The sequence below is a fragment of the Paenibacillus sp. BK033 genome (genome assembly GCF_004345425.1).
In the GTDB taxonomy this organism is placed as follows: Bacteria; Bacillota; Bacilli; order Paenibacillales; family Paenibacillaceae; genus Pristimantibacillus.
Genome location: NZ_SLVP01000003.1, coordinates 158,108 through 170,421 on the forward strand (window position 1 = coordinate 158,108; position 12,314 = coordinate 170,421).

Consider the following 12,314-nt stretch of genomic DNA (forward strand, 5'->3'; position numbering starts at 1 on the left):
TGCTCGGCGACTTTGTACATTTGTTGATTTGTAGTACTATGTATACGAGCCCTTCCCTTTTTTAGACCAGTTTTGTCCACAAAATCTGAGGGGGTAACAAAATTGTTCAATCAAGTCACTTACAGCTTAAACAGCCGCGAGGTCGCGGAAGCCACCAACCTATGGCTCGACAAGCGCGGCGTATCCAAAACATCCATTGCACAGCTCGTGCATTTTCTTCAGAAGGATTATTATCCTGAACTGACGCTGGACGAGTGCATCAGCAACGTGGAAGCCGTTCTGTCCAAGAGAGAGGTGCAGAATGCCGTATTAACCGGCATCCAGCTTGATCTTCTGGCTGAAGAAGGCAAGCTGATGGCTCCTTTGCAAGAGATGGTCCGAAATGACGAAGGCCTGTACGGCTGCGATGAAATATTGGCTCTTTCCATCGTTAACGTATACGGCAGCATCGGGTTTACCAATTTCGGTTACATCGATAAGCTGAAGCCGGGCATTCTGAAAAAGCTGAACGACAAGAACGACGGTCAAATCCATACTTTCCTGGATGATATCGTCGGAGCAATTGCCGCTGCGGCCGCAAGCCGTCTGGCTCATCGCAAGCAAGCCGGACGCGAAGAAGAAGCGGAACGATTGAAGGAATAGAAACTTGGCACAAAAAGCTGTCCTGCATTTGCAGGACAGCTTTTTCTTTGAGCCTCTTCTCTCTGAGCCTTTTCTATATTCTGGAATAGTTTATTAATATAGCAAGATAGAGAGGAGTGACCAGGCAGATGAAAGAGAGGAATGAGAGACATATCGAATGACATGCCTCCGGCATTACCCGGGAAGACAGAGAGCATTTGAATGGTCACCAGAGCTGTATCCTGTGGCTGACCGGCTTGTCCGGCTCCGGCAAATCGACCGTTGCCGCAGCTATAGAGAAGGAGCTTTTCAAGCAGCGCTCCCGCGCTTATATTCTGGACGGAGACAATCTGCGGGAAGGAATAAACGGGGATCTTGGCTTCGGTCCGGAGGAACGGTCGGAAAATATCCGCAGAATTGGCGAAATAGCGAAGCTGCTCGCCGATGCCGGCATCATCACGATTGTGGCCGCGATCTCTCCCTACAGACAAGACCGGGACAAAGTGCGGGCATCATGCACACCGGGCGAATTTATCGAGGTATACGTGCAATGCACCATGGAGAATGCGAGCGCAGAGATCCGAAAGGCTTGTACAAAAAAGCGCGAACCGGGGAAATCAAATATTTTACAGGCATTTCTGCGCCGTATGAGCCGCCTCTTCAGGCAGAGCTTGTGCTTAAGACGGATGAACGCACCGTAGCCGATTCGGTTTCCGAAGTGATTGCCTTCATCCAGCGCCGGCAGCTTATCAATTCGAGCCCGGAAGAAGGAATGGATACATGAACGACAATAAGCTGCTGCTCTATTTGCATATCCCCAAAACGGCCGGCTCCTCGTTCACCCAGGCCATCACCGATAATTGCCCGAATACCGTTCATTTCTACAAGTTATCCAACGTATTCCAATTACAGGCTGAGCTCGGCAATGCGGATGCCTTATGCGGTCATTTCCAATATGGCGTCCATCACTATACGGACCGTCCTTATCAATATGTGACGATGCTCCGTCTTCCCGTGGAGCGGACGCTTTCCTATTTTTATTTCAAATACAAAAACCCCAGCTATAAACCTTATTATAATAAGGACCTTACATTTGACGACTATGTACTTGACCCTGCTTATGATCTTGAATACTGTAATTTGCAAGCCAGGATGATAGCCGGGCAAATCGGAAAGCCTTTCCCGAGTTTCAAAAAAGCCCGCGACATCCTAAACGATCAATTCGCCTTCGTTGGTTTTAGAGAGCAATATGATCTTTCTTTATTTTTGTTTATGCAGAAGATGAACTGGAAGCCGAAGCATTTCTCTAAGGTTAACGTGACTCCCAACCGCCCGGCAGATCTTAAGTTGTCCAGCGAAGCGGCGAAGATCGTCCTTCTCAAAAACGAGGTGGATCGTCAGCTGTATGAACATGCTTACCGGAAATTTAACAAAAAGATACGCGAAAAGATACTCGATTTGACCTATGACCAAGAAAAGCAGCTTAAGGCTTACTTGAAAGAAGCAAAAAAATAATCCGCTTCCGCAACGAAAAAAAGGCTTCACAACCGTGAAGCCAAGCCTTCTCTCCCTCTATTCGGCAGTCCGGAACATGACCGTATCCGGCGTACCTGTCCGGATCAGTTTCCCTCGCTTCTCCAAATAATGAAGATGGGCGATCGTTTCCGACATCGCAAAGCGCAAATTATGGGGGTTCGTCCGCAGATGACCGCCAAACAGATGCTCGCATACCTCAAACGCGCTGTTTGGCACTCTTAGCATCTCCCATAACTTGTCCAGCCGCCGCGTATGATGCTGTTTGATTTCCTGAATCCGGTTGGCAAATTCGGCGAACGGCTCCCGATGGCCGGGAAAAGCCAGCTTCACCTTGTATCCGGACAGCTCGTCCAGACTGCTTAAGAAACAACCAAGCGGATCCTCTTCCTCACCCGGATTAAACGCAATGTTTGGCGTAATATGAGGCAACACTTGATCCCCGCAAAGCATAAGTTCCTTATCGGGCTCGTAGAAGCACAGCTGTCCGAAAGCATGCCCCGGAGCATCGATCATCTGCCACTGCGTTCCTCCAAGCCGAATAGTCCCGCCGGCTTTCAAATAAGTGACTTCCGGCTGAGGCGATACTTGCCGGACAAAGCCGTCCAGGTTGTTCTTTATGTCGAGCGTCAGCTCATCCGGCATCCCGTGGATGGCGAAATGCGCGCGGAGCTCATCCGCGTACGTGCTGCTCTCTCCCCACAAACGCCGCGTATAACCGTGGGAACGTTCCGATATATATACGGGCGCGCCGGTCCGCTCTTGGAAATACCCGGCTAGACCGTAATGGTCCGGATGCTGGTGCGTAAGCACAATCCGCTTGATTTGCTCCATGGTTAGAGCGTGGTTGAGGAATACTTCCTCCCAAGCCGCAAGCGCCTCATCCGTATGAAGACCGGGATCGATAACGGTATACGTCCCGTCCTCCTCGGAAATCAAATAGCTGTTAACCCATTTTAATGAAAAAGGAAGCGGAATTTTCGCCTGAATCCATCCGCCGTCCCATACCTTCGTCTCCACCGTCATGGATGCCGAGCCCTCCCTATAAGCCATTCAACCATCGTAATCTCTGCCGACAGTCTAGTATTCGCTGAACTTCCCGTACTTACTTGCTTACCGCGCTGGAATAAGCCGGGTTGTATGCTGAAGATCGGAAATCGCCGCGGCGCCGATTCCGAACATGGCTGCGCGAAGCTCAAATTCGATACGCTCGAACTGCTCAATGAGCTGCTCGACCGATACCCTCGCCTCCCCGTTTGCCGCGCGCGGAAGAAGCGCCCGTCCAAAGCCGGCAATATCGGCACCGAGCGCAATCGATTTCGCCGCGTCTACGCCGTGTTTTAGACCTCCGCTAGCGATTACCGTCGTTTCCGGCAGCCGGGCTTTCACTTCCCTGATGCTCTCGGCTGTCGGTATTCCCCAGCTTGCGAAAGCTTCGGCGGCCAACCTGCGCATGGGATCGTTCTGGCGGTGCTTTTCCACCTGGCTCCAGGACGTGCCTCCCGCTCCCGCTACGTCTATAAAAGCCGCTCCTGTCGAAGCAAGAGCCGCAGCCGTATCCGCGTCAATTCCCCATCCTACTTCTTTAATGCCTACAGGTACGGACAAAGCGCGGCACACCTCCTCAATCCGGGGCAGCAACGCGCGGAAGTTCGTATCCCCCTCAGGCTGAAATACTTCCTGCATGCTGTTCAGATGCAGGACAAGAGCATCGGCCTCCGCCATTTCCACCGCCCTGAGGCACGCATCGACCCCATACCCGTAGTTGAGCTGAACGGCGCCCAGATTTGCGATCACGGGAACGGAAGGCGCGATATCTCTTATATAAAAGGAAGCCGCCATTTCCTCCTGTTCAATAGCTGCTCTCATCGACCCCAGGCCAATGGCCCACCCTCTTGTTTCCGCCGCTTCGGCCAGGCGCCGGTTAATCGCGCCTGCTTCGTTTGTGCCCCCTGTCATCGAACTAACCAGCAGCGGCGTACGCATGCGGCGCCCCAGCCATTCCGTATCCAGCCTGATATCGTCAAACGCGATTTCGGGAAGGGCGTTATGACGGAAACGAAATTGGTCAAACCCCGTTTCAATCCCTTCACCCGCTACGTTCTCCTGCAGGCAGATGCGGATATGCTCGCTTTTGCGTTTCGATGTGGAAGCGCTTGCCCCCGATATTTGCTCTACTGTCATATAGGGCAATCCTCCTATTTGTATAGCCAACCTCCGCCGTATGCCTAAATGCCGCAGGCATTTAAGCATAAGCTTTAAGCTTTGCGAGAATACTTTTGTTCATCATAACCCAGCGATCGGGAACGGAGCAAGGATAGGTCAAGGACAGACGATAATTTTGACGTTTACAATCATTAAAATGAAATTTACAATCAATTTTGTTGTTAAAATGAATAATATATTTTAGAATAGAATCAAATGAGAATGAGGGGGCATCTTCCGTGAACATACGAATTTTTGACACGCAATCAGAGCTCGACGCCTTTGCGGCCGATCTTTTTATCGATATCGTTAAAGCCAAGCCAAACGCGGTACTAGGTCTTGCAACAGGATCGACACCCGTGGGCATTTATGCCAAAATGGTAGAGAAATACCGGAAAGGCGACGTATCCTTCGCCGGAGTTACGACATTTAACCTCGACGAATACGTCGGGCTTAAGCCTTATAACGATCAAAGCTACGCCTATTATATGAACAAGCATTTATTCGCTCATATCGATATTCCGGATACGCAGACCTTCCTTCCGAACGGCATGGCGGAGGATCTTGAAGCAGAGTGCGCGCAGTATGACCGCATGCTGCTGGATCGGCAGATCGATGTCCAGCTTCTTGGGATTGGCCATAACGGCCATATCGGCTTTAACGAGCCGGATCACGCTTTATCGGGGGAAACCCACGTCGTGAAGCTGAAGGAGGAGACGCGGGAAGCGAATGCGAGATTTTTCGCCAGCATGGACGAAGTGCCGGAATACGCGATTACGATGGGCGTGGGATCGATTCTGAAAGCAAATTCGATTGTTCTCGTGGTACGCGGCGCGGATAAAGCGGATATCGTCAAACAAGCGTTGACCGGACCCATTACGACGGAGGTACCGGCATCCTTGCTTCAGACGCATCCGCGCGTTACCGTGCTCCTTGACCGCGAGGCAGGAAGGATGTTGGGATAATGACACAACCAGGCGGCAAATCGCTGCTTATTCACAACGTACGGATCGTTCTGGAAAACCGGGTAACCGCAGGCAGCGTAAGCATCAAGGACGGCATTATTGCCGGCGTGAACGAAGGTAAGGAAGATACAGCAGGCTTTGATCATGTTATGGACGGACAAGGAGCATGGCTGCTTCCTGGCTTTATCGATGTCCACGTGCATGGCGGATTTGGCGGAGATTTCATGGATGCCAATGAAGAAAGCTACGACACGATCACGAAGTTCCATGCTTCCCAAGGCACTACCGGGATGCTGGCTACAACCGTAACGGCCTCGCAGGAAGCGATTGAAGCGGTATTCCAGGCAACCAGCGCTTATATGAAAAAAGATATGCCGTACGCCCCGCTGCTTGGCGTCCACCTGGAAGGACCTTTTATCAGCCTCAAGTGGATTGGGGCCCAGAATCCCGCATTCCTGTCGCCGCCTCGTCTCGACTGGCTGGAGGATTGGACAGCGCGTTATCCGGGCGTTCTCAAGCTTCTGACGCTCGCCCCCGAGAATGAAGGCGCCATCGAAGCGATTAAGTGGCTGTCCGACCATCAAGTGGTTGTCGCATGCGGTCATACCGATGCAACCTTTGAAGTGATGACGCAAGCAGCGGAAGCCGGACTTACGCATGCCGTTCATACCTATAATGCCATGCGCCCGCTTCATCACCGCGAGCCGGGTACCGTAGGCGCCGTGCTGACCGATGACCGGATATACGCGGAACTTATCGCTGACGGCCATCACGTGCATCCGGGAGCGATCAAGCTGCTTGCTTCCTCCAAGCCGGAGGATAAGCTTATTCTTATTACCGATGCGATCTCCGCGGCCGGAAGACCGGATGGCTTGTACGACCTTGGAGGGTTGCCCGTTATCGTGCAGGATGGCGTAGCAAGGCTGCAGGAAGGCAATTTGGCCGGCAGCAGCCTGACGATGATTAACGCATTCCGTTATATGCTGGAGAACTCCGGGTTATCCGTCAATGAGATCAGCCGTTATGCCAGCGCTAACCCTGCAAGACAGCTTGGATTGTTCGAGTCGACCGGCTCCATCGCCGTTGGCAAGCAAGCAGACCTCGTCCTTGCCGAACCGGATTTCAGCAAAGTGCGATCGACATGGGTAAAAGGCAGACAGGTGTATTCGGCCGAGTAAACAAACAAAAGAGCGGTTGAAGGATTATGTCCTTCAACCGCTCTTTCTATTCCTGCTCTGCTGCCACATGGACAACGATCCGATGCTGTCCGGCTTTGTCCGCCAGATCTCCCGTTAACGGCACATCGGTAATAAAAGCCTGCAGCTCGGGCAGCGCAGCGATCGAGAACAACGAGGTCTTGCCGACCTTCGTCTGATCAAATACCGCGTACGTCGTATGGGTACGCTTGATAAGCGCCTTTGCAATCTGGGCTTCCTGCTCCGAATACGTCGTAATGCCGCCGGCAGCGGATATGCCGTCGACCCCGATGAACATCTTGCCGATATTCAGATGCGCGACCATTCCTTCGCCAAGCGGCCCGCATAGCTCAAAGCTGTTATGCCGCATAATCCCGCCGGTTACGACAACCTGGACGCTGCTGCCCGCAAGCTCCATCGCGATATTGACGGCGTTGGTAACCACGGTGATCCCGCTCCGCAGCTTAAGAAGCTTGGCAAGCAGATAGTTCGTGGTTCCGCCCGACAAGCCAATCACATCGCCCTCTTCGATAAGCGATGCGGCCTTGGCGGCGATACGCTCTTTCTCCAAATACGACAGCCCTTCCCGTTCCGCAAACGCTGTGTCGCGGACCGTATTCATGCCGTCGTACATCGCGCCGCCGATGGTTCGGATGATCGGATACGCCGCTTCCATTTGCTCGAGATCGCGTCTAGCCGTTGCCTCCGAGCAATCAAAGCGTTCCACCAGCTCTTGAATCGTAATGCGTCCTTGCTGCTTGAGCAGCTGCAATATCGCTTCGCGTCGGCGCTGCCCCTTGGATCCAGAAACGTTCGAATCAACCATGGTTATCGCTCCACCCACGCTTTGGAGGACATGCGCTGTTCAACGGCGCTCCATTCCGGGAGAGCCTCCCAGTCGCCGCGCATTTGCACGACCAATGATCCGTTGATGCTGGCAAGGCCAACCGCTTCCACCGGCGTCATGCCTTTCATCACGCCAGCGAGGAAGCCCGCGCAGAAGCCGTCCCCTGCTCCAACCGTATCGACTACCTTCTCGGCCGGATAGAACGGAACGCTTGATTCCTCGCCGTTATCGAGGACAACCGTCGTGTCGTCTAGTCCTTTGATAACCGTAACAGCCTTCAGCTGCTTCAGCTTAGCTTTCACTTCTTCAAAGTCATCCGTCTGATACAGAAGCTTCAGCTCGTCCCAGCCCGGCAGGAAGTAGTCCGCTTCTTCAGCAAGAGGGAGCAGCACTTCGCGCGCTTCTTCAATCGACCAAAGCTTAAGGCGGAGATTCGGATCGAAACAAATCTTTACGCCGGCCTCTTTCGCAATCTGTACGGCCCGCAGCACCGTTTGCTTCGCGCTCTCGCTAAGAGCCGTGGTAATGCCCGTAATATGCAGCAGCTTGGCTCCGCGGATGTAATCCGCATCCAGCTCTTCGGGAGTCATCCGGCTAGCCGCGGAATGCTTGCGGTAGTAATGAACGGCAAGACGGCCCGCCACCTGCTCGCGGAACATCATGCCTGTCGGAGCCTCGTCGCTGAATTTGACGCGCGACACGTCTACGCCTTCCCCGCGAAGCGTTTTCACAATCATGCGGGCGAATGGATCGTTGCCAAGCGCCCCGAACCAGCCTACGGAGCAGCCGAGTCTCGCAAGCCCGATTGCCACGTTGCTCTCCGCGCCGCCGAAGCCTTGCTCCAGCGTTGTTGCCCGTTCCAGAGCTTTGTGCTCCTGCGGCATAAACAATGCCATCGATTCCCCAAAGGTTACTACGTCTGGTGATTGATGCACGATTTCTCCTCCTAAAAAGAATTACCATTATAGCGGCAATGTTAATAGCCGCTGTGGTAATTCTTACTTCGTAAGCATTGGCTTAAAGAATTACTACACAAGTAGTCATAATAATGACTGCTGTAGTAATTCTTGCTTCGTTAGCGTTGATTGTTACTTGTACATAGGGAAAGCCATGAAATAAATGACTACCACGTAAAGAATCAATACGATTAAGCTGAACGTGCGTGCTTTTGCGATATGGCCTGTCGCGCTTTGTCCGTCCTGAATCGAAGATACGATACGCTTAAGCGGCTTCGACATAATGCCGGATATGGCTGCGATCGCAAGGAACAAGACCGTTACGATGATCATCCAGGCAACGGAATAATCCGCCTGCGACATCATGTAGCCGCCCGTCAGCAGCTGAACAATAAGCGCATATTGCACAATCCGGTTTGCCGATACAAGGCCGTCAGCCAATCCGCCTTGTCCAAGGCCGGCAAGCTTTGTCGCTTTGCCGATCATGATCGGAAGAACGATATAAAAGCCCATTCCGACTGCCCCTAGCAAGTGTAAAAAGAAAAACACATCATTCATGAAATACCCTCCTGCATATGCGTAATCTACCAATAAGTATACTAAATGCCTGTCTGAAACACAAAGAGAAGCCTCAAGGAATACGCCATTTCCCAAGCATTTTCGGCAATGTTCAAGATTTCGTCTTAAAGCCGTGTTTGGCGATTACTCCATGGATAGCGAAATAATCGACTTCCTCCGGCAGGGCATCTTTAAGGGGCCTCAGCTTCTCCCATCCCAGCTCCCCGATAACCTGTACAATCCGGTCCTCGTACTGCTCCGGAATGATACGGCTCCAATCGAGCTCATACCCTTCTTCCGCGCAACGGATTAAATGGCCCTCAATCGTCACCCGGCTGAGTCCACGCTCTTCCGCAATCGCAGCTGTTTCCAGACCGGCGTTAAACCGCTCCAGCGTCTGAACATGGCTTGGGGTTTCCTCCGAGGTTGACGTTGGACGCGCTGCCGGCTGCCGTCTTGGCGCTGCGCTAATGCTAGCCGTAGCGCTACCGCCCTCGCTACCGGCATACGCCTGAATAATGGCGAGCACCTCCTCGCCGTATTTGCTTGCCTTTGCCGCGCCAATCCCTTTCGTCTGCATCAGCTGCTCTTCCGTAACGGGCCGGACATCGGCCAGCTCCTTCAGCGTCGCGTCAAAGAACAGCATAAACGGAGGTACATTCTCTCTGGCCGCCGCTTCCTTACGCCAATTCTTGAGGGCATCGAACAGAGGCGAAGAGGCTGCTCCGCCTTCTCCCGAAGCGCTTCGGCGAACGCTCGTCCGAAGACGCTGCATAACGGTCTCTTTGCCCTCCAGTACGGGCAGAGCGTTTGCCGTTAGCGATACGGTCGGGTACTGGCCTTCGCTCATCCGGAGATAACCTTCCGCCACCAGCCAGTACAGCCAGTCGGCAATCTCCTTCTCCGGCCAATTGCCGAAGAGCCCGTAAGTGGTCAGGCGGTCGAGGCCGAACTCGAGCAGACGTTTGTCCCTTGAGCCTTTGAGCACCTTGGCCGCCATCGTAACGCCAAACCGCCCTTTCATCCGGCCAACGCAGGATAAGGCCTTCTGCGCTTCGGCCGTCCGGTCAACCAGCTCGCTTTTATCCAGACAGTTGCTGCATTTTCCGCAAGGCTCAACGCCCTTCTCGCCGAAATAATCGACGATGTATTGCTGAAGACAGCGCTGCGTGCGGCTGTAATTCATCATGTTGTGAAGCTTGGACAGCTGGACCGACTTCCGGTATTCATCTCCCATACCCTGTTCGATCAGGAAACGCTGCACCTGCACATCCTGCGGTTCGAACAGCAGCACGCATTCGCTCTCCTCGCCGTCCCGGCCGGCGCGTCCCGCTTCCTGGTAGTAGGACTCGATATCGCCCGGCATCTGCCAGTGAATGACGTAACGGACATTAGGCTTGTCGATCCCCATTCCGAAAGCGTTCGTGGCTACCATAATGCGGATCTCGTCAAACCGGAAGCGTTCCTGCGTCTCCGCGCGTTCCGTATCGGACAACCCGCCATGATACTTACCCGCCGCAATTCCTTTTCGAACAAGCAGCTCCTGCACCTGCTCCGCTTCTTTTCTGGTAGCCGTATAAATAATGCCGGATTGATCCTCCCGCTCGCGCAAAAACTGCTGCAGGAAATTTTTCTTGTCCCCTCCGCTTACAACCGAGAGAGACAGATTGGGCCTTGCAAAGCCGGTCACAAACACATTCGGCTCACGCAAACCAAGCATCGCCGTAATGTCCGCGGCTACCTCCTGAGTCGCTGTCGCCGTAAAAGCCGCAACAAGCGGGCGGTTCGGCATTTTTCCGATCCAGCCTGCCAGCTGCCGGTAGCTTGGACGGAAGTCATGCCCCCACTGCGATACGCAGTGGGCTTCGTCGATTGCGATCATTGGGATATGCAGCTGCTCGGACAAGGTTGTGAACATAGGCGCATCCAGCCGCTCCGGCGCGACGTACAGCATTTTGTACTCGCCTCGAAGCGCATTGCGGAGAACGGTCCGGTATTCTTCCGCTCCTAAGGAGCTGTTCAGAAACGCCGCGGGCACGCCAAGCCGGTTTAAGGCATCAACCTGATCTTTCATCAACGATATAAGCGGCGAAATGACTATCGAGGTCCCGGGCATAAGCAAGGACGGAATCTGGTAGCAGATCGACTTCCCTCCGCCTGTCGGCAGAATGGCAAGCGTATCTCGTCCCTCCAATATCCCTTCGATAATACCCTCTTGGCCCGGACGAAACGTATCGTACCCGTAGACCCTTTTCAGCTCGCTACGTGCCTGCTGAAGCACGTCGATTCCCCCTTCCGTAATCACAATAAGGACCCTGGCAGCAATGTGTCAGGGTCCTCCCAAACGAAACTTTATGAGTATAAGGCTTATCGGTTAGCCCGTCACTACTTTAATTACATTTTGAACGGATTCCGCCGATTTGTCCAGAGCGGCTTTTTCTTCCGCCGTCAGCTCAAGCTCGATAACCTTCTCGATACCGTCTCCACCGATAATCGTAGGCACGCCCATAAACAGGTTGTTGTAGCCGTATTCGCCTTCAAGCAGGGCAATAACCGGCAGAATGCGCTTCTTATCCTTCAGGATCGCTTCCGTCATTTGAACCAGCGATGCCGCAGGCGCGTAATAGGCCGAGCCGTTGCCCAGCAAATTAACAATCTCGCCGCCGCCAACGCGGGAGCGCTGTACGATCGCTTCGATGCGGTCAGCCGGAATCAGCTTCTCGATCGGAATACCGCCTGCATTGGAGTACCGAACGAGCGGCACCATGTCGTCGCCATGCCCGCCTAGCACAAAACCGCGTACATCCTCCACGGAGACGTTCAGCTCCTGCGCGATAAAGGTGCAATAACGCGCGGTATCCAGAACCCCGGATTGGCCGATCACGCGATTTTTAGGAAAACCAAGCGTCTGGTAAGCCACGTAAGTCATCGCGTCTACCGGATTGGAGAGGATAATGACATAAGCATTTGGACTTGTTGCCTTTACGCTTTCGCACACCGAACGGACGATTCCTGCATTGGTGTTCACCAGGTCGTCGCGGCTCATTCCCGGTTTGCGGGCAACGCCAGCCGTAATGATAACGACATCGGAATCCTTCGTGTCTTCGTAATTGGATGTACCCGTAATGTTGGCGTCCAGGCCTTGAACCGGGGTTGATTCCAGCATATCAAGCGCTTTGCCTTTTGTCGGATTCTCCAGTTGGGGAATGTCGACCAGCACGATATCGCCAAGTTCCTTCTGGGCGGCCATCAGAGCCGTGGTTGCGCCTGTAAAACCCGCACCTACTACCGTAATTTTTCTGCGTTTAATAGCCATTCATATAACCCTCCTATACTTGTATTAACATCTGCATTATTGCCGAAAGTCATCCAAATAAGATAGAAGATAAGGGAAAAAAGCTTGTTTAATGGCAAAAAAAGAGGGGGCAATAAT

At 53.1% G+C, this 12,314-nt stretch carries 11 protein-coding genes and 1 pseudogene; 5 read left to right on the forward strand and 7 right to left on the reverse strand.

What is annotated here, in order from left to right:
• Positions 1 to 102 precede the first annotated feature (102 nt).
• From EV294_RS13015 to EV294_RS13025, 3 genes and pseudogenes are all read left to right on the forward strand, one after another.
• Complete coding sequence (locus EV294_RS13015) at positions 103 to 642, forward strand: phosphatidylglycerophosphatase A family protein (RefSeq protein WP_207918142.1); 540 nt, start codon at positions 103 to 105, stop codon at positions 640 to 642.
• A gap of 173 nt (positions 643 to 815) precedes the next feature.
• Positions 816 to 1,405: pseudogene (gene cysC / locus EV294_RS13020) on the forward strand (adenylyl-sulfate kinase).
• On the forward strand, positions 1,402 to 2,136 hold the full coding sequence (locus EV294_RS13025) for a sulfotransferase family 2 domain-containing protein (RefSeq protein WP_132307373.1): 735 nt from the start codon (positions 1,402 to 1,404) through the stop codon (positions 2,134 to 2,136). Before cysC ends, EV294_RS13025 begins: the two are co-directional and overlap by 4 nt.
• Before the next feature lie 57 nt (positions 2,137 to 2,193).
• Here EV294_RS13025 and EV294_RS13030 read toward each other — a convergent pair whose 3' ends face one another.
• Together EV294_RS13030 and fni are read right to left on the reverse strand one after the other, a co-directional pair.
• Complete coding sequence (locus EV294_RS13030; protein WP_132307375.1) at positions 2,194 to 3,180, reverse strand: MBL fold metallo-hydrolase; 987 nt, start codon at positions 3,178 to 3,180, stop codon at positions 2,194 to 2,196.
• 87 nt (positions 3,181 to 3,267) lie between these two features.
• The gene (gene fni / locus EV294_RS13035; protein ID WP_132307377.1) at positions 3,268 to 4,338 is read right to left on the reverse strand and encodes a type 2 isopentenyl-diphosphate Delta-isomerase; all 1,071 of its coding nucleotides are present in this window, start codon (positions 4,336 to 4,338) and stop codon (positions 3,268 to 3,270) included.
• 260 nt (positions 4,339 to 4,598) lie between these two features.
• Between fni and nagB the strand changes: the two genes are divergently transcribed.
• Both nagB and nagA read left to right on the forward strand, forming a co-directional pair.
• Positions 4,599 to 5,324, forward strand: a complete 726-nt coding sequence (nagB, locus tag EV294_RS13040) for a glucosamine-6-phosphate deaminase (RefSeq protein ID WP_132307379.1) — start codon at positions 4,599 to 4,601, stop codon at positions 5,322 to 5,324.
• Complete coding sequence (gene nagA / locus EV294_RS13045; protein WP_132307381.1) at positions 5,324 to 6,502, forward strand: N-acetylglucosamine-6-phosphate deacetylase; 1,179 nt, start codon at positions 5,324 to 5,326, stop codon at positions 6,500 to 6,502. Before nagB ends, nagA begins: the two co-directional genes overlap by 1 nt.
• Positions 6,503 to 6,548: 46 nt before the next feature.
• Here the strand turns inward: nagA and EV294_RS13050 are convergent, their stop codons facing one another.
• The 5 genes from EV294_RS13050 to mdh form a co-directional block, all read right to left on the reverse strand.
• Complete coding sequence (locus EV294_RS13050; protein WP_132307383.1) at positions 6,549 to 7,346, reverse strand: DeoR/GlpR family DNA-binding transcription regulator; 798 nt, start codon at positions 7,344 to 7,346, stop codon at positions 6,549 to 6,551.
• A gap of 2 nt (positions 7,347 to 7,348) precedes the next feature.
• Positions 7,349 to 8,302, reverse strand: a complete 954-nt coding sequence (locus tag EV294_RS13055) for a sugar kinase (protein WP_132307385.1) — start codon at positions 8,300 to 8,302, stop codon at positions 7,349 to 7,351.
• Between the two features lie 153 nt (positions 8,303 to 8,455).
• Entirely contained in the window at positions 8,456 to 8,881 is a 426-nt protein-coding gene (locus tag EV294_RS13060) for a hypothetical protein (protein WP_132307387.1), read from the reverse strand.
• 112 nt (positions 8,882 to 8,993) lie between these two features.
• A complete protein-coding gene (recQ, locus tag EV294_RS13065; protein WP_132307389.1) occupies positions 8,994 to 11,162 on the reverse strand; it encodes a DNA helicase RecQ in 2,169 nt (722 codons plus the stop codon).
• Between the two features lie 93 nt (positions 11,163 to 11,255).
• Positions 11,256 to 12,197 carry a malate dehydrogenase gene (gene mdh / locus EV294_RS13070; RefSeq protein WP_132307391.1) on the reverse strand — a complete coding sequence of 314 codons (942 nt, stop codon included), beginning with the start codon at positions 12,195 to 12,197 and terminating at the stop codon, positions 11,256 to 11,258.
• Positions 12,198 to 12,314: the final 117 nt, after the last annotated feature.